At 41.1% G+C, this 22,576-nt stretch carries 15 protein-coding genes; 9 read left to right on the top strand and 6 right to left on the bottom strand.

Going from position 1 to position 22,576, the window contains the following annotated elements:
• Positions 1-225 precede the first annotated feature (225 nt).
• From FL972_RS02650 to FL972_RS02640, 3 genes are read left to right on the top strand one after another with little or no spacing between them, the layout of a single operon-like run.
• The gene (locus tag FL972_RS02650) at positions 226-1,296 is read left to right on the top strand and encodes an efflux RND transporter periplasmic adaptor subunit (protein WP_144603277.1); all 1,071 of its coding nucleotides are present in this window, start codon (positions 226-228) and stop codon (positions 1,294-1,296) included.
• Positions 1,297-1,299: 3 nt separating this feature from the next.
• Complete coding sequence (locus tag FL972_RS02645; RefSeq protein WP_144603274.1) at positions 1,300-4,344, top strand: efflux RND transporter permease subunit; 3,045 nt, start codon at positions 1,300-1,302, stop codon at positions 4,342-4,344.
• 1 nt (position 4,345) lies between these two features.
• A complete protein-coding gene (locus tag FL972_RS02640; protein WP_144603271.1) occupies positions 4,346-7,516 on the top strand; it encodes an efflux RND transporter permease subunit in 3,171 nt (1,056 codons plus the stop codon).
• A 195-nt stretch (positions 7,517-7,711) separates the two neighbouring features.
• Here the strand turns inward: FL972_RS02640 and FL972_RS02635 are convergent, their stop codons facing one another.
• From FL972_RS02635 to FL972_RS02610, 6 genes are all read right to left on the bottom strand, one after another.
• Complete coding sequence (locus tag FL972_RS02635) at positions 7,712-8,407, bottom strand: hypothetical protein (RefSeq protein WP_144603268.1); 696 nt, start codon at positions 8,405-8,407, stop codon at positions 7,712-7,714.
• Between the two features lie 60 nt (positions 8,408-8,467).
• Positions 8,468-9,781 (bottom strand): hypothetical protein, encoded by a 1,314-nt coding sequence (locus FL972_RS02630; RefSeq protein WP_144603265.1) that lies wholly within the window; start codon positions 9,779-9,781, stop codon positions 8,468-8,470.
• A 21-nt stretch (positions 9,782-9,802) separates the two neighbouring features.
• The gene (locus FL972_RS02625; protein WP_144603262.1) at positions 9,803-11,809 is read right to left on the bottom strand and encodes an alpha-ketoacid dehydrogenase subunit alpha/beta; all 2,007 of its coding nucleotides are present in this window, start codon (positions 11,807-11,809) and stop codon (positions 9,803-9,805) included.
• 347 nt (positions 11,810-12,156) lie between these two features.
• Positions 12,157-13,524: a Gfo/Idh/MocA family protein gene (locus FL972_RS02620; protein WP_144603259.1), complete on the bottom strand. Its 1,368-nt coding sequence runs from the start codon at positions 13,522-13,524 to the stop codon at positions 12,157-12,159.
• 122 nt (positions 13,525-13,646) lie between these two features.
• Positions 13,647-14,720, bottom strand: coding sequence for an Ldh family oxidoreductase (locus FL972_RS02615; protein WP_144603257.1), 1,074 nt, complete (start codon positions 14,718-14,720; stop codon positions 13,647-13,649).
• A 67-nt stretch (positions 14,721-14,787) separates the two neighbouring features.
• On the bottom strand, positions 14,788-15,729 hold the full coding sequence (locus tag FL972_RS02610; RefSeq protein ID WP_144603255.1) for a Ppx/GppA phosphatase family protein: 942 nt from the start codon (positions 15,727-15,729) through the stop codon (positions 14,788-14,790).
• 188 nt (positions 15,730-15,917) lie between these two features.
• Here FL972_RS02610 and FL972_RS02605 point away from each other — a divergent pair, with 188 nt between their 5' ends.
• The 6 genes from FL972_RS02605 (at position 15,918) to FL972_RS02580 (ending at position 22,390) form a co-directional block, all read left to right on the top strand.
• A complete protein-coding gene (locus FL972_RS02605; protein WP_144603252.1) occupies positions 15,918-17,501 on the top strand; it encodes an acyl-CoA carboxylase subunit beta in 1,584 nt (527 codons plus the stop codon).
• A 160-nt stretch (positions 17,502-17,661) separates the two neighbouring features.
• A complete protein-coding gene (locus FL972_RS02600) occupies positions 17,662-18,729 on the top strand; it encodes a M42 family metallopeptidase (protein ID WP_144603250.1) in 1,068 nt (355 codons plus the stop codon).
• A gap of 78 nt (positions 18,730-18,807) precedes the next feature.
• Positions 18,808-19,566 (top strand): ABC transporter substrate-binding protein, encoded by a 759-nt coding sequence (locus tag FL972_RS02595; RefSeq protein ID WP_144603248.1) that lies wholly within the window; start codon positions 18,808-18,810, stop codon positions 19,564-19,566.
• 116 nt (positions 19,567-19,682) lie between these two features.
• Entirely contained in the window at positions 19,683-21,032 is a 1,350-nt protein-coding gene (locus tag FL972_RS02590) for a Gfo/Idh/MocA family protein (protein WP_144603245.1), read from the top strand.
• 3 nt (positions 21,033-21,035) lie between these two features.
• Entirely contained in the window at positions 21,036-21,797 is a 762-nt protein-coding gene (locus FL972_RS02585; protein ID WP_144603243.1) for a 3-keto-disaccharide hydrolase, read from the top strand.
• Entirely contained in the window at positions 21,794-22,390 is a 597-nt protein-coding gene (locus FL972_RS02580; RefSeq protein ID WP_144603240.1) for a 3-keto-disaccharide hydrolase, read from the top strand. Before FL972_RS02585 ends, FL972_RS02580 begins: the two co-directional genes overlap by 4 nt.
• Positions 22,391-22,576 lie beyond the last annotated feature (186 nt).

Below are 22,576 nucleotides of genomic sequence, written 5' to 3'. Positions count from 1 at the left end.
TAGTTTAAAGAAACTTGCTGTCCAGGATCGTCGATTTTTCGAGTTTATTGGTCTATCCAATTTCTTAAAAAATTAGATTTGGCTTAAGCTCAAATCTTGGAAATTTCTCCAAAGTCGCTCTGGTATTTTCAAAAGATTTTTTTTGCTTTTTTTAACAGAGTATCATCTGATTTTTTTGGTCATTGATGGATAAATTAGTTACTTAGGACTTTAACGATTATCTCGATGAGCAACTACCGTATTATTCTTTTTGCATTTTTTGCAACCCTCCTTTTCTCTTGCAAAGAGGAAGTAGAAAAACAGGAAGAAATTCCCTCTGAATCTTTCAGAAATGAAGTAGCCGCTACTGAAGTAAAGGTGGCCAAAGCTGAAAATAAGAGCTTTGACTATCTCATCAATGCTACCGGAAAATTAGAAGCATCCGCTCAAGTAAAGGCTTTAATCGAGCAACCGGGCTACTTAATAGAGCTGCCAATCCGGGAAGGTCAATCTGTCACCAAAGGGCAAGTGATAGCTAAGTTGGATCCAACAGAAGCGGAAATCCGCCTAGAAAAAGCCCGCATAGCCCTTCGAAACGCCCAAGCTGCCTACCAAAATGACAAATTGGGATTTCAGAAGGATTTTGAGTCAGGAGATGCTGAGAGAATAGCGTATTTAGAAGAACAGTTGAAAGCCCAAAACGGAGTTTTTCTAGCCGAAATTGAGTTGAAAGAGGCTCAGTTGAACCTGGAACGCTGTCAGGTTAAAGCCCCAATCTCGGGTAAAATTGCGGATTTGAAGTTCAAAGAAGGAAGCCTGATCTCCAGTAATGCCGAACTCTGCGAAATTCTAAGTACCAATAGTTTGGTGCTAAAGGTCAAGGTGTTGGAATCAGATATTGCGATGATTTCCCTAAACCAAACAGCGGAAATTTATCCAATTTCCAATACGGGTACCGCGTTAGAGGGAAGGGTAACAGGCATCAATCCCAAAGTAGATGAAAATGGCTTGGTTCAGGTTGCCATTCGATTGATCTCTTCTCAAAACCTCCTGCCTGGGATGAATGCTAGAGCCATCATCCGTGCTCCTCAGTCCAATTCATTGGTGGTGCCAAAAGATGCGGTAGTTTATCGCTCGGGTAGGGCAGTGGTGTTTACCATAGAAAACAACGAGTCCAAGTGGAACTATGTGGAAGTAGGTAAGGATAATGGACAGGAAATAGAGATTTTGGATGGGATTACATCCGGTAGTACTGTCATCACAACTAATAATTTGCAGCTGGCACATCAGGCACCTGTCCAAATAGTAAGCGAATAAGTTATGGTTAGATTTTTACTCGCCCGGCCTATTGCCGTATTCATGACTTTTCTGGCTTTGATGGTTTTTTCCTTCATTGTCTTTCGTACCCTTCCGATTTCTCTACTTCCCCCGATTGATGTTCCCCAGATCGTAGTCAAAGTCAATTATCCCAATGCATCCCCTGAAGCCATCGAACAAAATGTGCTTAGCAAAATCCGGGAGGGGCTAATCACACTCAATGGTTTGGAAGAAATGGACTCCAAGGCAGGGGCGGAAGTAGGGACTATTCGTCTGACTTTTGATTATTCCTCCAAAATGGAATTGGCCTACATTGATGTCAATGAAAAGATTGATAGAATTACCAATGGGCTTCCCGAAGGGTTGGCTAGGCCGGAAGTGATCCGGATCAATACTTCTGATATACCTGTGGCAAGAGTGCAGGTAGTACCTAAAGAAGGGGTGGATGAGATAGAGGTAAGTTTGCTTGCGGAGAATGTGCTGAAAAAAAGAATAGAGCAACTACCGGGTGTGTCATTGGTAGATATCAATGGGAAAAAGGAGCGAATCATTACAGTAGAACCCAAAGAAGATGCACTTCGGGCTTTGGGAATGACCCAGCAAAATATTGTTTCAGCCATACAATCGGGCAATTCTGAGTTGCCGGGAATTTCTGTGAAAGATGGTCAATTCCGATACTATCTCCGATTGGCAACCCGGGTTGATACTCCTACTGATATAGAAAGTCTACCGGTAGCCGCAGCGTCGGGAGCCATTCTTCCTTTGGGACGATTGGCTACGGTCAATTACCAATCCAAAGAAATGCTTGGATACCATCTTTATGGTTCTAAAGAAGCCTTGGTGATCACCGTTCACAAGCAGGCAGCTGCCAAAATGAATGAGTTGATGCCTGAACTGAAAGCCGCTTTGGAGCTCTTCAAAACTGATTATCCTCAAGTAGATTTTGAGCTGACCCAAGACCAATCCAACCTTCTGAATGCGGCTATCTCCAACTTGCAGACTTCTTTGCTATTTGGGGGATTGTTCGCTTTTGGGGTGCTGTTTCTTTTTATGAAAGATTACAGATTGCCCCTAATTATTGGGGTCAGCTTGCCATCTTCTCTACTGATTTCCTTCTTAGTCTTTTACTTCTTTGATATCTCAATCAATATCATATCCCTTTCCGGCTTGGCTTTGGGAATCGGAATGTTGATCGATAATGCCATCATTGTATTGGATAATATTACCCGAAAGCGAGAAGCAGGGCTATCACTTTTTGAAGCCTGTGTGGCTGGAGTGGATGAGGTCATGAGTGCACTGGTTTCTTCTGTCCTGACTACGCTTTCAGTATTCGTGCCGTTGGTTTTCCTGAGCGGAATTTCCGGCGCACTCTTTTTTGATCAGGCAGTGGCCGTAGCAGCCATTTTGTCCGTCTCTTTGGCGGTTGCATTTATTTTATTGCCTATGCTTTATTTTCTCTTTTTCAGCAAAAGTAAAAAGCCGGACGATGGAAAAGAGGGACCTTTCTTTTCTGCAGTATTACGCTTATATGATAGAGGCTACAGCGCAGTGTTTGGGCATAGGAAAATTGTATTGGCAGTATTTGGGTTGTTAATTCCATTGGGTTTAGGAATAGGGTATATCCTTGGGACTACAGGACTTCCTGAAATAGAGAAGGTAGATGCTACGCTTGAAATTGACTGGAATGAGCCTATTTCTGCCTTAGAAAATAGAAATAGAGTAATTGCTCTGATGAAATCAATGGAAGGCAGTTATGAAAAAGCAGAGGCGGATGTAGGAGTAAGGCAGTTTTTGCTATTTGATGGAGAAAACTCCATCCAACAATCCTTGCTTTATTTTCTCTTTTCTTCGGTAGAGGAAAAAAATCGACACTTGCCTAAAATCGATTCTTTTCTGGAAGCCAATTATCCCGGAGCCAATTACACTTTGGGCGATGCTCCCAATGCTTTTGATCAGCTTTTTGCAAGCTCCATGCCCTATTATGAAGTTCGATGGAAGGATCTGGCTCAGAAAAAACCAGTGGAGGAGAAGAAAGTTGATCCCTGGCTGAGTCAATTTCCTACCTCTGAATGGGAAAGAGGACCTGGTTTGCAAAAGGAGGCTTCCGTGGTTTTCACCTTAAAAGCAGATCGTCTGGCGACCTATCAAATTCCTGTTGATCAGGTGCAAGAGCAACTTTCCCGCTTATTTGGAAGCTTTACGATCACTGATATTCGACGCTTTGGAGAAGTTACTCCAATCCGCTTAAAAGAATCCCAAGAGAGATTTGAGGATTTATTGAAAACTACCCGTATTAATCGGTCCGATTCAAGCTCCTATATTTTGGGAGAATTTGTGGATTACCGCTACGATGACCATTATAAATATGTGACGGCTGACAAAGGTGGAATCTATCAATCCGTATTGGTAACGGCAGAAGATCCCCATGCGCTTGCCTCTGACTATATCAAATGGGGAGCAGATAAAAACCTGGGAGTTTCTATGGTAGGGCAATACTTCAAGGACCGGGAGAATATCCGCCAGCTCATCGGAATTTTAGCCATATCTGTATTGCTTCTCTATTTCATTTTGGCAGCACAATTTGAAAGCTTTATTCAGCCTTTGATTGTGGTATTTACCCTTCCCTTGGGTATTGGAGGAGCATTTTTGGTCTTGCTTTTGGCAGGAGCTTCCCTCAATGTGATGTCAGCGATTGGCTTGGTGGTGATGTTGGGGATAATGGTGAATGATGCTATTCTGAAAATAGACACGATTAATCGCCTGCGAAAAGAGTATGTGGAAAGTCCGACTGTTTCTGCTGAAGCTGCCTTGGAAATGGCGCTGCATAAAGCTGGACAAATACGTCTTAAGCCCATTTTGATGACATCCATTACAACGATATTGGCTTTGATTCCCATTATTTTCAGTTCGGGTTTGGGAGCAGACTTGCAAAGGCCTTTGGTGTATTCAGTGATTGGCGGATTGACCATTGGTACCTTGACTGCTTTGTATTTTGTGCCATTGGCCTACTGGTTTTTTGTGTCAAAGAAGAAGTTGAAGGAGGCTTGATATGACCCCATTTCGAGTATTAGTTGCATTTGTTGTTTTGGCTATCATGGGCGTGGCAGTCATTCCGCTGCTCTCTGTGGATTTGAACCCCCGAGAGCGGGAACCTGTCTTGTCTATCTCTTATCAGGTGCCACGCTCTTCTCCTGAAATTGTAGAGAAGCTTGCAACTTCCCCTTTGGAAGGAGGGCTTTCACAACTTTCTGAACTCAAAAAAATCAATTCCATCTCCAATTATAATCAAGGCAGTATCACCTTGAGATTTGATAAAAAAGCGGATATGGAGATGAAAAAATTTGAAGTTTCTTCTTTGATCCGACAGATTTATCCCCAGATGGATTCCCGGGTTTCTTATCCCATAGTCACTCAGAGTGCCCAGTCTAGATCTGATTTTAAGACACCCATTCTGACCTATTCAGTCAATGGACCTTTTGCATCCTTTGAAATCAAAAAAATCACAGAGGATGTCATTAAACCGGCCTTAACCATTTTTGAAGAAGTGGAGGAAGTGACGATCCGAGGAGCAAATGATTTGCAGTTGTATGTCACTTTTGATGTTCAGAAGCTACAGGCTTTTGGTTTTTCACGTGGTCAGCTGACCAGCCAAATCAATCAGGCTTTTGGGAGAAACTTCCCTGGTTCAGTTCTGAATAATCAGGGTGAAACTCTTTTTGTCCAAGTGGACCGCTCTCTGAAAGATTTGAAGCAACTGGAAAATCTCCGCATTGGTCAGGTAAATGGAAAGGAAGTCTTTCTCAGAGATGTAGCCAAACTTACGCTCGAAGAAGAAGAGGCTAATTCCTATTATAGAATTAATGGCAATAATTCCGTGACAGTCTCGATCTTTAATAGGGAGGGAGTAAATAAAGTTCTTTTGGCACAAAATCTAAAACAAGCTATAGAGAACTCTAAAGTATTGTTGCCCGCTGGATTTGAAGTGCGCTTGGAGAATGATGACACAGAGTTTTTGGACAAAGAGCTGGATAAGATTTATAAACGTTCAGGACTCTCAATTTTGATTCTTATTGTATTTATTTTTCTAATCAACCGCAATCTCAAGTACCTCAGTATTTTGTTTTTGGGTATCCTGATCAATCTGAGTTTATGTGCCATGATCTTATATTTTTTGAAAGTAGACATTCATCTATATTCATTGGCAGGCCTGACAATTAGCTTTGGTTTGATCGTGGACAATGCGATTATCATGATTGATCATTTGCACAAACATCGTAATAGACGCGTATTTTTGGCATTGTTGGCCGCCTCCCTGACCACCATAGCAGCACTGATGATCGTATTTTTCCTACCGGAAGAAGATCAAAAGAATCTAACGGAATTCTCCATCGTGGTTTCAGTGATGTTGGGAATATCCTTATTAATCGCTTTGTTTTTTACTCCTGCGTTTTATGAGGTGCTGTTTAAAGAATCTGCCCAAAAAGGGAGAAAGTTGAGCATTCCCCAGCTGAGAAAGCGGGCAAAAAATCTTCATCGATATGAGGGTGCAATAGCTTGGACGGCCAGGTATAGAAAGACATTTGTGACATTATTGATTTTACTTTTCGGGATTCCGATTTTTTATCTTCCGGCAAAATGGGAAGGTCAGGAATGGTACAATAGCACCATAGGCAGTACTTTTTATCAGGAAGAAATCAGGCCTTATGTAGACAAAGGATTGGGTGGTTCTGTTCGAATGTTTGTGAGAGGGGTTTTTGAGAAAAGCTCCTATAGAGAGGCTGAAAAGACCAGACTCTATGTGTCCGCCCGTTTACCTTTTGGAAATACGCTGGATCAGATGGACTTTATTATGCGGGAGTTTGAAGCCTACCTGAAAGGTGTGGAGGGTATAGATCAGTTTGTGACCTACGTGGCCTCAGGTCAAAGAGGTCAAATTACCATTACGTTTAAAGAGGCCTACGAACGTTCTGCATTGCCTTATCAGCTGAAAGGAAAATTATCTGTCAAATCAACAGATTGGAGTGGTGCCCAGTGGAATATTTATGGAGTAGGACAAGGCTTCTATACCGGTGGTGGAGGTGAAGGGATCCCTTCTTTTCGGGTCACTATGAAGGGGTACAATTTTGATGAACTGGAACGGCAGGCTAATATATTGGCAGAAAAACTACTCAAGCATAAACGAATTCAGGAAGTAAATACAAATGAGCGCTTGAGTTGGGGCGAGCAAAAAACGCAGGAATATGTGCTGAGACTGAATCAAAATCAAATAGCCTTAGGTAAAACCAATCAGTTTCAGATAATCAATACCATGCTGGACCTGAGTAAGCCTCAAGGTCCCTCTGGGTTTTTAACATTGGAGGATAAAAATTATGGTTTGGTGATCAGGGAGGCCAACGCAGGTGATTTTAGCAAATTTGATCTGGAGCAAAAGGGGCTGATCAGTGGGGAGGATAGAATTTTTAAGATTACAGATTATGGTACCCTGACCAAAGAAACCACCACCAATGCGCTCCATAAGGAAGATCGCCAATATATCCGGGCAGTGGCATTTGAATACATGGGTTCTGGTAAGTTTGGGAATGAGTATTTGGATGAAGTGCTGGAAGAAATGAAGCAGATCATGCCTATTGGCTATACGGCTGATAAGCAAACTAGGAGTTTTAACTACGAAAAGGCCAAACGTCAATATTCTCTTCTTGGATTCCTGGTTATTGGGATTTTTATGATTTGTGCAGTCCTGTTTGAAAACTTGAAGCAGCCTGTGTATATCATTGCAATCATTCCAATCAGTTTTATAGGCCTATTTTTGATCTTCTCTTTGTTTGATTTCTACTTTGATCAGGGGGGATATGCCGCTTTTGTCATGCTGGGAGGTTTGGCTGTCAATGCAGGGATCTTTATAGTCAATGATTTAAATAATAGACTCAGAGGAAATTATAACAAGAATGTCTTGAAGTCTGTAGCTGGAAAAGCCATACCTATTCTTCTGACCATTTTATCAACCTGCTTTGGTTTGATTCCTTTTATTATGGAGGGTCAAAATGAAATTTTCTGGTTTTCCTTAGCAATAGGAACCATAGGAGGACTGGTGTTTAGTATGGTAGGGGTGTTTTGGGCTTTGCCTGTCTTTTTGTGGAAAAAAGAAAAAATGACTGACTCAGCGTCAGCACAAATTCAAAAGACTGGTGAAAAGCGAAGTTGGAGATTTTGGAAGATTTAGGCTCCTCTTTAATTCTTTATCTTAATAATTATTTTAAATGGATATCCGCCTTCTTACCAGTAACAACCAAATACGGCATTTTGTCAGCTAAATGAATCAGAATCCGAAACTTCGGTCTTGGGTCCTTCGTCTTCTAATCGCTCAAACAAAGAAAATATGGTAAGTGGCAAGATTGCGGATAAACCATTGAATTTCCTATCTAAACACATCGATCCCAATAATTCCCACTGAAAACGTCATGTATTGCAATGGGGACCTTCTGAAATCATAGATGAAAATACCTTCATCTGGATCGTAGCCAACATCTCCTTTTTGGAGGAAGCGTACATTACCTCCATCCTGAAAAGTTCCTCTAAACTCAAGTCTTAGGTTGTCATTAAACCCTAATGGGATTTGAATACCTGTCCCAATTTTATATCCAATGACCCAATCCTCGTAATCTTTGCCACTTTCAATGGACTCAGTTTCAAAAATATTATCACGAATTTTATACCGGGTGTAGAGGTAATTAGTCCCCATTTGAGCTTCTATAAATGGGGTGATTTTGGTATTCACCCAAGGCAAATATCGGAGAACTATCATTCCCGAGGCAAGATTGTTATTCCTTCTTAACCTCAATTCTTGATTAAATCCCGGAAATAGATCATTTCTTTTTTGAAGCTCTGATCCATAGATGCCATAGCTGATTTCCAATCCAACCTGAAGTGGAGTAGTGGGGAATTCATATAGTAGTAAACTAGATATCGAAGGAATGAAAATGGATCCGGTTTCCTGCTTAAATCTTCCTGAAGGAAGCCCTCCATTCAAATGTCCACCTGCCAAAAAGAATTGAGGATAGGCGGTAATTGAAGAAGCTATGAATAAAATAAACCCAAAAAATGCCTTTTTCATTTTTTCACCATTTATCGTATCAACGAAGGAAGAGTAATTGGGTTTTTGAGATTCCTACGTTTATGGTTTACTATAGATAGGTATTCTCAAACCCACATATAAGTCTGTAGAATAGGAATTGCTTGCCAAAAGATTGGATAGGATTGAGCCAGAACCCAATATAACTGGTCCGGCCCGAAAGCCTAAGCCCCAAGCTGGTCCACTTTGATACTGTCTAAAGCTTAAAGGTGAATAGATGCTGAACCATTTTTTCTCGAACCTTGGATTCAAAGTGATAAAATTAATCAAACTGGAACTCGGGTTTTCACCAAATTCCCTCAAGCTTACTGCTGTTTGCAAACTGACAAATAACCCGGAAGTGACAGGCAAATCAACAAATGCCCGGAATGCAGTAGGCAACTGAAAATCTAGAATTCTTTTACTTTCGGAGCCAGGGTAGTTATCTTCCAGCACCTCATCCAAAGTTTTATTTCTAAACTCATCCGAATTTATCGTAGCGTTCAGATCATAGTCAAAAAAGGTGCTATTATCATATGATACTTTTCCTAAGTCTGTGATGGAAATCCCTCCTTTTAATTTATAACTAGAAAGAGATTGGTTGCTTGAAGGTATTTTAAAAGAAATTCCTAAATCTGCTCCTAGTCCCGAACTTCCAGATGAAAGATTGAAAGAATCATTTTCAAAACCTTCAGTATATGCATAATCCAATGATCCCGAGGTAGTAAGTGCTTTATTGGAAGATGCATAATTAGCTTGCAGTCGTTGACTGTAGCCGAAAACACCTCCTCCTCCGATCAAATATTTAAGCGTAACTCCCGCATTCAATTCCAGTTGGTTGGAATTAATAAGTGTTCTTGCATAACTCAGACCTACTTCTCCCCAGCCATTTCCCGTTCCCGAAAGTTGCTCAAGTGTAACTCCAAAATCAGAATTGATATCTACAGAGGAGGCTAGATCATATATTTCCCCATCAAGATTGTAGATATTAAAGAATGTCCTAAATCTTGTACTGATAGCTAGACCGCTAGTTGAGTTTAGTTGAAAAAGCGCTGAGGGGCCTAAAACATCTCCATTTCCGAAAAACTTATTTCTTGGATTAGGATTTCGGCTTAAATCTGTGTCAAAATTAAAACCATCCCGAAAGCTATTCCAGTCACTAAAATCAATACCTACATAGTCATTGCCCAGAAAACCACTGACAGCAAACAGGTTAATATCTAATTTATAGGAATCATCTTTTGCCAGAGCGGGGTTTTCCAAAACACCAAATATGCCGGAATATTGGCCAATGTTTCCTCCTACGAAATTTTGGGCTTGTAGACTTGTCTTCAGGCAAAGAAGGAAAATGAATAATGCGAAAGTGAATTTTTTCATAGAAAAGATGGAATATGAAACTTAGTAATTGATAAGACTTTGCAATTTGATTTTAAATCGGTTTTCGGGTAAAAATTGTTTTTCCAAATTAGGAGCAAATGGCACTGCCGTATCCAAACTTCCTTCTCTCATGACAGGAGCATCCAAATCCTGAAAGCAATGCTCTGAAATCCAAGCACAGATTTCGGCTCCAATACCTCCGGTGAGGGTGTCTTCCTGCAAGAAAATTACTTTTCCTGTTTTTTTAACCGTGGTTTTCACTGCTTCTTGATCCCAAGGAAGAAGGGTTCTCAAATCCAAAATATCTGCGGAAATAGAAAGCTCTTCCACAGCTTTTTTTGCCCAATGAACTCCCATTCCATAGGTGATGATAGAGACTTGTTCACCTTCCTGGATTAGTTTGGCTTTTCCGATTTCAACTGTGTAGTAATCATCCGGGATACTTTCACTGATCGATCGGTAAAGACCCTTATGCTCGAAATACAAATAAGGGTTTGGATCTTCCAAAGCCGCATTCAATAAGCCTTTGGCATCGTAGGGATTAGAAGGATAGACAATTTTCAAACCAGGGGTATGGAAAAACCATGCCTCATTGGACTGAGAGTGAAATGGACCTGCAGCCATCCCAGCTCCCGTGGGCATTCGAACGACCACATCTGCATGTTGCCCCCAGCGGTAATGGATTTTAGCCAAATTGTTGACAATCTGATTAAATCCTACTGATACAAAATCAGCGAATTGCATTTCTACCATTGCCTTGTATCCTTTGATAGAAAGCCCAAGACCTGCTCCAATGATAGCACTTTCACAGAGAGGAGTGTTTCGCACTCGATCAGCTCCAAATTGCTTTTTGAATCCATCGGTGATTTTGAAAACTCCTCCATACTCTCCTATATCCTGACCCATTAAAATTAAGTTGGGGTACTTTTCCATAGACTGTCGGAGTCCATCGCTGATGGCATCTACGAATCGCTTTTCGCTGCGTTTTCCACTTTGAGGCTGGATCAGTTTTTGTTCATATGGGAAATACATGTCAGCCAATTCCTCATTTAGATCCGGAATAATTGCCTCCTCAGCAAATGCCTTTTCCAGCCCATCATTGATTGCTTTTTTGACTTTCTTATTGATTTGCTCTTTGGTTTTTTCGTCAAGCACACCAATGGATTCCAGATAGGCTTCATAATTGTTCACCGGGTCTAACTTACCCCAATCATCCATTAACTGCTTGGGCACATATTTCGTCCCGGAAGCTTCCTCATGTCCTCTCATCCTGAAAGTAATGGCTTCAACCAAAACCGGTCTTGGGTTTTTTCGGATGTCTTCGGCCAGTTCCAGAATGGTTTGATAAACGTCTAAGACATTGTTGCCCTCTACCCGAACAGTCTCCATGCCATATCCAGGCCCTTTTTCAGTAAAATATTTAAAAGCAAACTGCTCTTCACTTGGAGTAGAAAGTCCATAGCCATTATGCTCTATCACAAAAATCACCGGAAGTTTCCATACGGCGGCCACATTTAGGCCTTCATGAAAGTCACCCTCAGAACTTGCTCCATCTCCTGAAAAAACCAAAGTGACTTTATTTTGTGCGGATAATTTATCTGCTAAAGCGATACCGTCCGCAATAGCCAGCTGTGGACCCAAATGGGAAATCATTCCTACGATATGATGCTCGACAGTTCCAAAATGGAAAGATCGATCTCGACCCTTGGTGAAGCCAGATTTTTTACCCTGAAACTGGGCAAAAAGTCGCTCCAAGGGGATATTCCTACCCGTAAAAATCCCCAAGTTTCTGTGCATGGGAAGAATGAATTCATCTTTTTGCAAGGCATTGACAGCACCAATAGAGATAGCTTCCTGTCCCCAACCGCTGAACCATTTACTGATTCTGCCTTGTCGGAGAAGAATGAGCATTTTTTCCTCAATCCTTCTAGGCATAACCAGGGATTCATAGAGATCCAATAATTTTTGATTACTCAGATTTTTTCGATCAAAATTCAAAGCGGTTGCTTGGGTTGTACTGGTTTCCATAAGGCAAGAATTACCCATCTAAGGTACAAGAAGGGCTTAAAATCTCAAGGGAAATTTACAGGAAGATTCCTGCAAAGTGGCCCCGACGAATGTCGGGGCTAAAAGTGTAATGCAAGAAGTTAAAAAGTGTTTGCTGTACAGTTCAAAATTAGAGAAAAGGATTTCTGGATTAGAATTTCAAACGTTAAGCTTCTTTTATTAAAAACTGGAGAAGCATGATTTTGAGATAATATTAAGGAAATATTGGACTGATTGAAGTGTAGATATATCCTGAATTAATAAAAAAATAGTCCGTTTTCTAAAAAAAAATAACTCCCGAAGTGATAACATTCCGGGAATTATCAAAATCAAACCTGATCTGGCTCTGGATGTATATAAGGAGCCCGATATGGTCTTCTCAGTTTTGCGGTAGCTTCCGGGTCTCCAATCACCGTTCTCGTTTTTGGATCATACTTGAGAGGCCTTCCTCCCAATTCCATAGAAATATTTGCCAAAATGCAAGAAGCTGTTGAGATGTGTCCATTTTCTACATCTGCCACAGGAAGGGTATCAGTCTCAATCGCTTTAAGCCAGTCTTTCATATGTAATCTAGTCGCCGGAGCAGCATTCAGTTCTATCCTTTCTTCAGTGACATCTTCTGGATATTGTTCTTTTTCATAGACTACATCATAATGCTTAGGCTCCTCGCCTTCACCATATGGGAAGAAGTCTGCCTGCATGGTGCTACCAGCGAGCATTCCCTTTTCTCCGTAGATTTTAAAGGCCCAAGGATATTCAGGATCGGCAGGATTACCCCAAGTTCTATGTTGCCAGACTACTTCCAGTTCAGGGAATTGAAAAATGGCAGTTTGGGTATCTGAGATGTTGGATTTGCCTTCCTTTTGAACATAAATGCCTCCTGTGGAAGTAACCTGAGTCGGCCAGCCCAACTGGAGCATCCATCTGACTGTATCCAGCATGTGAACACACATATCACCGGTAATACCATTTCCATATTCCATGAATGTTCTCCACCAACGGATATGCGGTAACCCATCATAGGGTCTCAAAGGTGCAGGTCCGGTCCATAACTCATAATTGAAAAAGTCGGGTACCGGCTCCACCGGAGGGTTTCCATTAGCTCTCATATGGAAATAACAGCAAACTTCAGCGTGACTAATTTTGCCGAGTTTGCCCGTGTCTATAATTTCTTTTTTTGCCTGAATGAGGTGAGGAGTTGATTTTCGCTGGGTTCCAATCTGAACTTTTCTATCGTACTTCCTCGCAGCGGCCAAAATAGCCTCTCCTTCTATGACATCTACAGAGATAGGCTTTTGCAGATAAACATGAGCTCCTGCCTTGAGGGCATCAATAGCCATTAAGGCATGCCAATGGTCCGGAGAACCAATTAAAACAAATTCAGGCTTTTCTTTTCTCAGGAGCTCCTGATAATTTTCATACAAAGCTGGTACTTTCTTGGATTTTTGACGTTCCGAAACAAGTTTTCCGGCAGCCTCCAGAATGCGCCGATCGGGATCTGCCAGTCCGACTACTTCCACATCTGCAACTTGGATCAGTCTGAAAAGATCGGATTTTCCGTACCATCCTGTTCCTATTAGGGCAACCCGAATTGGGCCCGTTTGATCTTTGAAGTCCATGCCCAGCAGTCCAAAACTTGCAAGGGTCATGAATGCAGAAGAGCCTTTTAAAAAGTCTCGGCGGTTGAATTGATTCATAGGTAATTGGGTTTGAGATAATTGCTAAAAACAAGATACAAAAAGTGCTCAATTCAACAAATGAGGATGGGATAGGCGGAGTTTAATAAAAAAGCTCAGTATTTACCGAGCTCTCTTTTCACTTAAAATTTTACCCCAAACTTTTCCCCCAACTCAGTCAAATCTTTGACCACCGGGTCCAACAAAGGAATTCCATCTTTTCTTCTTTGTTCTTCCAATTCTCTTTCCGGATCACCTGGAATCAAAACTTTTTCATTTCCGGGAGTTGGTTTGGCTGATCTAAATCTTCTGATCCAATTGTCCATATGGGATTTAAATTCATCTGCCGGTCTAAAAGCATCTACACGCATAGCACCAAAAAAGTGACCTATTCCTTCACCAACCGGGTTGGGATCAGGCTCTAAAAAAGCTACGAAAGGAGGGACCCACGGCCCATAATTAGCTCCCGAAAGTACCGCCGAGAAAATATCGACAATAGAACCCAATGCATATCCTTTATGAGAACCATGCTCTCTATCCCCACCTAATGGAAGCAATGCTCCTCCGTCTTTTACTCCATTAGCAGATGTGGTAGGGAGACCTTCTTTATCCTGAATCCAACCCTGGGGTGCATCTTTTCCTTTACGTTGAAGAATTTCTAATTTCCCGTTAGCTGCTGTGGTTGTAGCCATATCTGCTACAAAAGGAGGCTCTTGATCTGCAGGAATAGCCACAGAAATTGGATTAGTACCTAATAGTCTTTCTTTTGAAAAAGTAGGGCTGACTAAGGGACTGGCATTGGTCAAAGAAATACCAATCATATCGTGATCCAGGGCCATCATTGCATGGTATCCGGCAATTCCGTAATGGTTGGAGTTTCTGACGGAAACCCAGCCTGTTCCTGCTTTACTTGCCTTTTCGATAGCCACATTCATGGCATAAGGAGCGACCACTAATCCAAGTCCACCATCCCCATCGACTACTGCTGTGGAGGGACTTTCATGCACAATTCGAATATTGGGATTAGTATTGATCCTTCCTTTTTCCCAAAGCCTCACATAGCCTGAAAGTCTAGCAACTCCATGGCTATCTACACCTCTCATATCTGCTGAAAGCAAGACCTCGGCCCCAATTTGAGCATGAACCTCTGGACAGCCGATTTTAATCAGCATATCATGAGTAAATTTATAGAGTTGTTCGTAGGTAAAAATAGCCATTGGTCAATCAGTCTAGGTTTCGATGTACAAAACAAAGATAATAGGATTGAGAAGAAATAGGCAGGATTTAGGAGGTAGTTACCTGTTTTAAAAGCGTAGAGATAGCTCCTTCTTTCAATGCATAATGTGAACAAGTCATAGAATCCACCGGCACATAGCGCAAGATAAAATCAATCAAAGTAGAGGCTACGACTATCATATCTACGCGCATAGGAATCATGCCGGGAATCTGCAGTCTTTCCTCCCGATTGAGCGTCAGGAGCATTTGATGAATTCTATGAAACTCTGGACTAGGGAGTTCAAATACATGCTGCCCAGTTAGTTTGCACTGCAGCATAGACTCGAAATAGATATCTGTTAATGTATCGAAGGTACCGGAGGCGCCTACTAAGCTGTTGGGTTTGTAGGTTTTGATAGCTTCTAAAAGTGGTTGTAATTTTTCCTCTAGATAGTCATAGAGTCTGAGTATTTCATCAGGTAGTATGGGGTCATGGTGATGGAATAATTCCAATAATCGCTGACCACCAATTTCAAAACTTTTTTTCCAAAAAACCTCTTCAGAGTTCCCGATGATAAATTCCACAGACCCTCCGCCTATATCCATCATCAATTCGGTTTGCCCGTTCAGAGAGCCCGATAATTTGATGCCTTCATAAATCATCATGGCTTCCTCTTCTCCTGAAATCACCTTGATATCAATGTTGAGAGTTTTGCGGACCTCGTCTACAAATTCTTGTCCGTTTTTTGCATTTCTGACAGCGCTGGTTGCAAAAGCAAATACATGTTCGATTTTTTCTCCATCAATCATGTTTCTAAAGTGGCGAAGCGTGTGGTAAGCTCTTTTGAGAGCCTCGGGAGCAATTCTGTCCTGATTGATTCCTCCTTGACCGAGTTTTACAGGGATTTTCTCCTTGTAGATTGTCTTGAAATCTCCATCATTAATTTCAACCAATAGCAAGTGAAATGTATTGGTTCCCATATCTATCACCGCGGCCTTTCGGGTACTCATAAGCTGCCAAAATTTTGGATGGGCGAATATAGAAACTAATTCTAAAATCCCTTGAGAATTCAAATTTTAATTGTCATTTATTTCAAAAGGTCATGCAGCTTATGAAAAGATTATTCTCTCACTCTTTAGGATATTTTTTTCCGCCTTGACAAAGCCTGTTATATTTGGCTAACACAAAGGATTCTTTCATGGAAAATCAGAATAAACCCATTTATACCGCTCCGGGAAATCAGGAGAAAATAGAGTTATTAAAAAAGAAAAATGCAGAGGCCTTGCTCGGCGGAGGAGAAGCCCGGATAGCTGCACAGCATAAGAAAGGGAAGCTCACTGCAAGAGAGCGAATTGATTTGCTACTCGATGAAGGCTCATTTCAAGAGGTAGACAAGTTTGTCATGCACAGAGCCAAAGATTTTGGTTTGGATAAAGAGCATTACTTGGGAGACGGGGTTGTAACTGGGTATGGAGAAATTCACGGACGTTTGGTATATGTGTTTTCTCAGGATTTTACGGTTTTTGGTGGCTCACTTTCTGAAACGCACGCTGAAAAAATCTGTAAAATCATGGATATGGCCATGAAAAACGGTGCTCCTGTGATTGGTTTGAATGACTCTGGAGGGGCCAGAATTCAAGAAGGCGTTAACTCTCTTGGAGGCTATGCCGATATCTTTTACCGGAATACCCTTGCTTCGGGAGTGATTCCTCAGCTCTCTGCAATCATGGGACCATGTGCAGGAGGAGCTGTTTACTCTCCGGCTATTACGGATTTTATTTTGATGGTTGAGAATACCTCATACATGTTTGTGACTGGGCCTAATGTTGTAAAAACAGTGACTCAGGAAAATGTAACTGCTGAAGAATTAGGGGGTGCTTCCGCGCATAGCACCAAATCTGGAGTAACTCATTTTTCCTGTAAAAATGAGGTAGAATGTATCCGACATATCAAAGAACTACTCAGTTATATCCCTCAAAACTGTGAAGAAATTGCTCCAGTGTATCCCTACGAATTGAAGGATGATGAGAGCAGAACAGAGTTGGACTCTATTGTTCCTGAAAATCCTAACCACCCTTACGATATTCGGGATGCCGTCAGAGGTATTGTTGATGCTGATTCATTTTTAGAAGTTCATGAGAATTATGCAGATAATATCGTTGTAGGCTTTGCCAGATTAGCTGGGAGGAGTATTGGGATCGTTGGAAATCAGCCACAGTCTATGGCAGGAGTTTTGGACAATCATGCTTCTATCAAGGCCGCACGTTTTGTAAGATTTTGCGATAGCTTTAATGTTCCCTTATTGGTCTTGGTTGATGTTCCTGGATTCTTACCTGGTACAGACCAAGAGTGGAATGGAATTATTACAAACGGTGCAAAATTGCTTTACGCCTTTTCTGAGGCCACCGTCCCAAGAATTACTGTGATTACCAGAAAAGCCTATGGGGGTGCTTATGACGTAATGAACTCCAAGCATATAGGAGCTGACTTGAATTTTGCTTGGCCAACAGCTGAAATTGCAGTGATGGGAGCTAAGGGTGCTTCTGAGATAATTTTCCGAAAAGAGATTGCGGAAGCGGAAGATCCCGAAGCAAAATTGCAGGAGAAAGTGGATGACTATACAGCCAAGTTTGCCAATCCATATCGTGCAGCACACAGAGGTTTTATAGACGAGGTCATCATTCCTTCAGAAACCCGAACCAAATTAATCAAGGCATTCAAAATGCTGGAAAATAAAGTGGATAAGCTTCCTCGGAAAAAGCATGGAAATATTCCTTTGTAGGTAGCTTGTTTTGAAGTTCTCGTTTTCTTTGGGAGGCCCACGATGCTGTCAGAAAGCAATTGGGAACATTGAACGCTGAATTTTGAACCATTAATATCGAACATCGAATGATGAATGTCGAATAATCAAGTTTTATAAGAAGTAATCTTTAATGCAAAACATGAACATCGAAACCACATTTCTTCACAAATACCTCAACAATGCCTCTCCAACTGGTTTTGAAGCATCAGGACAGCAGATTTGGCTGGATTATATCAAACCTTTTACGGATACTTATTTTACAGATAGCTATGGTACTGCCGTGGGTGTAATTAATCCAGAAGCTGAATTTAAAGTAGTCATTGAAGCGCATGCTGATGAAATCAGCTGGTTTGTCAATTATATAAAAGATGATGGCTATATCTATGTGCGTAGAAATGGTGGATCCGATCACATGATCGCTCCTTCTATGCGGGTAAATATTCATACTGATAAAGGAATTATTCCGGGGGTGTTTGGCTGGCCAGCTATTCACGTTAGAAAAGAAGGAAAAGAGGATGCACCTACATTGGATAATATATTTATAGATGTAGGAGCAAGATCCAAAGAGGAAGTAGAAAAAATGGGAATTCATGTGGGATGCGTGATCACATTCAAAGATGAGTTAATCGAGCTGAACAATAAATTCTATTCAGGTCGGGCATTGGATAATAGAATCGGAGGTTACATGATTGCACAGGTAGCCAAAAAAATCAAGGAGTCTGGAAAAAAGCTTCCTTTTGGATTGTATGTGGTTAATGCCGTGCAGGAAGAAATTGGTCTTCGGGGAGCGGAAATGATCGCTCATAGAATCAAACCGAATGTCGCTATCATAACCGATGTCTGTCACGATACTACAGCTCCCTTATATAATAAGGTAACTAGCGGAGATCAGACAGCTGGAAAAGGTCCTGTTCTTACCTATGGAGCCTCAGTACACAAAAAATTGCTGGACCTCATTATTGAAACTGCAAAAAAGAAAGAAATTCCATTTCAAAGAGCCGCAGCTTCCAGAAGTACCGGTACAGATACAGATGCCTTTGCCTATTCCAATGAGGGCGTTCCTTCTGCCTTGATTTCTTTGCCTTTAAAGTATATGCATACTACTGTAGAAACAGCCAGCAAGGATGATATCGAGCAGGTGGTCAATTTGATGTTTGAATTCCTAATGGAATTTGATCCGTCTTTTGATTTTAGATATATTAGTTAATGGTATGTTGGTTATTAGTTATTTGGATAAAGAGTTTAAGCCTATTTCCAATAACTAATAACCAATAACTTTTTTAAAATGGAATTCACAGACCAACTCAACCGAACAATTTTTCTTCCGCACCCTCCCCAGCGGATTGTTTCTCTGGTTCCATCTCAGACAGAACTATTGGTTGATTTAGGCCTGGAGGATAGAATAGTTGGGGTTACCAAATTTTGTATTCATCCGAAGAACCTTAAGAAGTCAAAAACTATAGTGGGAGGGACCAAAAATTATAGGTTTGAAGTCATTGAGGAATTGAAACCCGATCTGATCATAGGGAATAAAGAGGAAAATGATCAAAAAGGCATTGAAAAACTTGCTGAGCGATTTCCTGTTTGGATGTCAGATATTTTTACAATTCCGGATGCTTTGGAAATGATTCGTTTAATCGGCGACTTGACCCAATCGCAAAAAAAAGCGAAAGAACTGAGGGCTCAGATTTCTAAAGAATTTTGCAAGCCATTGCACCCAAAAGGAAAGGCGGTCTATTTGATATGGAACAAACCCAAAATGGCTGCAGGGAGAAATACATTTATCGATGAAATGTTAAGGTATGCGGGTTTCGAAAATGTAATAGCTCAGAAGAGATATCCTGAATTGAGCAATGAAGAAATTAAAAGTCTAGATCCTGAATGGATTTTATTAAGCTCAGAGCCATTTCCTTTCAAAGAGAAACATATCGAAGAGTTTGAAGAATTATTTCCGAATAAGAAAATCAAAATTGTAGATGGAGAAATGTTTTCATGGTATGGCTCTAGATTATTGAAAAGTAAAAAGTATTTTCAAAGCATTTAAAAAGCCATAAATCTAATATTCAAGGCATTGTTGTGAAAAATTTTATTTTCTAGAGATACTTTTTTAAAAATTTCAAGTAACTTTTCGATTCAATTAACCATAAACCTATTCAGATAATGAAGAATAACAGAAGGAGTTTTTTGAAAAAACTGGGTTTGTCAGCAGGAACTGCTGCAATTGCACCCTCAGTTTTTGCAAACGACCAACCCAATATCCAATTTCTCAATCGAAATATTACTTGGGATGCTGCTGAACCGATTCGTTTGGGCCTGATCGGAGCTGGTATCATGGGTACAGAAGATATGAATACGGCTCTTCGTCATGCAAATGTTCAAATGACAGCAGTTTGTGACTTGTATGATGGGAGACTGGAATCTGCCAAACAAAAATGGGGTACCAACCTCTTCACAACCAAAGATCATAAAGAATTACTCAAGCGTTCGGACGTAGATGCGGTAATCATTGCTACCCCTGATCATTGGCATAAGCAAATATCAATTGATGCAATGAATGCAGGAAAGCACGTGTATTGCGAAAAGCCCATGGTTCACAGTGTGGCTCAAGGAATGGATGTAATCAATGCATGGAAAAAGTCCGGAAAGGTGATGGTTGTTGGTTCCCAAGGATTGTCTTCCCTAGGTAATGAAAAGGCAAAAGAACTTTTGGCCGCAGGAGTAATAGGAGATATTGTCTATGCTGAAGGATTCTGGGCTAGAATGTCTCCAGAAGGTGCATGGCAATACAATGTTCCTGCCGATGGAAGTCCAAAAACAGTAGACTGGAAGAGATATATTTCAAATACTACAGACAGGGAATGGGATCCATTGAGATTTTTCAGATGGAGAAACTACTTGGATTATGGAACTGGGATGTCTGGGGATCTTTTCGTCCACCTTTTTTCCAGCCTTCATTTTATTACTAATTCCAAAGGACCAAGTAAGGTATCTTCTATGGGGGGATTGAGATATTGGAAAGATGGAAGGGAAGTGCCTGATGTATTATTAGGTTCTTTTGATTACCCTGAAACTCCGGAGCATCCTGGATTCAACCTGTCTTTGAGATGCAATTTTGTGGACGGGACCAGCGGTACAACTTATCTTAGGATAGTTGGTACTAAAGGTTCGATGGATGTGAAATGGGAAGAGGTGGTCGTGAAGTTAAATCAAAATGCCGAGAGCGATGATCCTTTTATGAAAGAGCAGGCAAAATTACGTGCGGCTTCGGGTCAGGAGGAGAGAGCAAAAATTTTACCACCTAGAGAGACCTCTTACACGGCAGAGAGATCTTGGAAAGGCGCACATTATGATCATTTTGGAAATTGGTTTAATGCGATCAGGACAGGAGGGACTGTAGTAGAAGATCCCGTTTTTGGGTTCAGAGCTGCGGCACCCGCGCTATTGTGTAATGATTCGTATTTCCAGGATAAATTTATCCAATGGGATCCAGTAAATATGAAATTGGTATAAGCTATGAAAACTAGAATAATAACAGGAGCCTTTTTGGCAGCAATTATTTGGGCATGCGGTCCAAATGAGCCAAAAGAAACAATTGAAGAAGTTGAAGAGGTAGTAGTTCCGGACAATACTTTGACTGAGGAAGAGCGGTCTGAGGGGTGGATGCTATTATTTGACGGACAATCTATGGACGGTTGGCGCGCTTTTAATGGAGACGCCACTCCTTCTAACTGGATCATTGAAGATGGAGCTATGAAAGGACTGGGTGCAACCGGTGGAAGTGATATTGGGGGAGATATTGTATTTGGGCCAATGGAATTTGAAGAATTTGAGTTGGAGTTTACCTGGAAGATTTCTCCCGGGGGAAATAGCGGGGTGTTTTATCACGTAGTAGAAGGGCCAGATTACAAAGCTCCCTATTACACTGGTCCGGAATATCAGGTGATAGACCAATTAGGTTTTGAGGGGCCCTTAGAAAAATGGCAGTCCCTTGCTGGAGATTACGCGATGTATGAGCCGGATTTTGAAGGAGTAGTTAAGCCTGCAGGAGAATGGAATGTTTCCAAAATAATTTTCTCAGAAGAAGGGGCGAGTTATTGGTTGAATGGAAAGAAAACTGTAGAGTTTCTTCCTTACTCTGAAGATTGGACAGCAAGAAGAAATTCTGGTAAGTGGAATGACTTCCCGGACTATAAAATTGCCCGCAAGGGATTGATTGCTTTGCAGGATCATGGTGACCCTGTTTGGTTTAAAAATATTAAGATTAGAACTCTATGAGAACATTAATGATATGCTTGATGCTTTTGGGGATGACCCAGGTATCATTTGCACAAAAGAAAGAAAAGCTGTTTAACGGGAAAAATCTGGATGGCTGGAAAATCTATGGAACGGAAAAATGGTATGTAGAGGACGGTCTTTTGGTATCAGAAAGTGGTCCGGACAAAGGGTACGGTTATTTAGGCACTGAGAAAAACTATGATGATTTCGAAATTACTTTAGAGTTTAAGCAAGAGGCTAATGGTAACAGTGGGGTTTTTATTCGTTCTACTGTGGACGGCACCAAAGTTTCAGGTTGGCAAGTGGAGGTGGCTCCTCCCGGAAGCGACACCGGAGGAATTTATGAGTCTTATGGAAGGGGATGGTTGATCAAGCCAGATCCTGAAAAAGACAAAGCTTTGAAATTTGGAGATTGGAATAAGATGAGAATTGTAGTAAAAGGAGATAATGTCACCTCTTATTTGAATGGGGTAGAGATGGTCAACTTTTCTGATCCAAAGATAGGAGAAGGAAAAGGCGGAGTTTTATTACAAATCCATGATGGAGGAGGTATAAAAGTATACTGGCGAAATATCGTTTTGAAAAAGCTCTGATTTTCCCAAATAAGTTAGAATTCATGCCCTGAGGATTTGTTCTTCAGGGCAATTTTTTTCTTGATATTTTTTCCTTTTCGTTCTCAGGCTTTTAGAAGAAATCCTTGAATATTTCTTTGCTAGCTATTGTATCCTGAAATAATCCCCCGATATTTGCACTCCCAATCGACGCAAACGGCGCGGGGA

This window comes from Algoriphagus algorifonticola (assembly GCF_007655305.1).
Classification (GTDB): Bacteria; Bacteroidota; Bacteroidia; order Cytophagales; family Cyclobacteriaceae; genus Algoriphagus; species Algoriphagus algorifonticola.
This window is presented reverse-complemented; position numbering and strand designations above follow the sequence as displayed.

Coding starts and splice junctions, on each gene's coding strand:
- FL972_RS02650 (WP_144603277.1), top strand. CDS start 226: ATGAGCAACTACCGTATTATTCTTTTTGCATTTTTTGCAACCCTCCTT.
- FL972_RS02645 (WP_144603274.1), top strand. CDS start 1,300: ATGGTTAGATTTTTACTCGCCCGGCCTATTGCCGTATTCATGACTTTT.
- FL972_RS02640 (WP_144603271.1), top strand. CDS start 4,346: ATGACCCCATTTCGAGTATTAGTTGCATTTGTTGTTTTGGCTATCATG.
- FL972_RS02635 (WP_144603268.1), bottom strand. CDS start 8,407: ATGAAAAAGGCATTTTTTGGGTTTATTTTATTCATAGCTTCTTCAATT.
- FL972_RS02630 (WP_144603265.1), bottom strand. CDS start 9,781: ATGAAAAAATTCACTTTCGCATTATTCATTTTCCTTCTTTGCCTGAAG.
- FL972_RS02625 (WP_144603262.1), bottom strand. CDS start 11,809: ATGGAAACCAGTACAACCCAAGCAACCGCTTTGAATTTTGATCGAAAA.
- FL972_RS02620 (WP_144603259.1), bottom strand. CDS start 13,524: ATGAATCAATTCAACCGCCGAGACTTTTTAAAAGGCTCTTCTGCATTC.
- FL972_RS02615 (WP_144603257.1), bottom strand. CDS start 14,720: ATGGCTATTTTTACCTACGAACAACTCTATAAATTTACTCATGATATG.
- FL972_RS02610 (WP_144603255.1), bottom strand. CDS start 15,729: ATGAGTACCCGAAAGGCCGCGGTGATAGATATGGGAACCAATACATTT.
- FL972_RS02605 (WP_144603252.1), top strand. CDS start 15,918: ATGGAAAATCAGAATAAACCCATTTATACCGCTCCGGGAAATCAGGAG.
- FL972_RS02600 (WP_144603250.1), top strand. CDS start 17,662: ATGAACATCGAAACCACATTTCTTCACAAATACCTCAACAATGCCTCT.
- FL972_RS02595 (WP_144603248.1), top strand. CDS start 18,808: ATGGAATTCACAGACCAACTCAACCGAACAATTTTTCTTCCGCACCCT.
- FL972_RS02590 (WP_144603245.1), top strand. CDS start 19,683: ATGAAGAATAACAGAAGGAGTTTTTTGAAAAAACTGGGTTTGTCAGCA.
- FL972_RS02585 (WP_144603243.1), top strand. CDS start 21,036: ATGAAAACTAGAATAATAACAGGAGCCTTTTTGGCAGCAATTATTTGG.
- FL972_RS02580 (WP_144603240.1), top strand. CDS start 21,794: ATGAGAACATTAATGATATGCTTGATGCTTTTGGGGATGACCCAGGTA.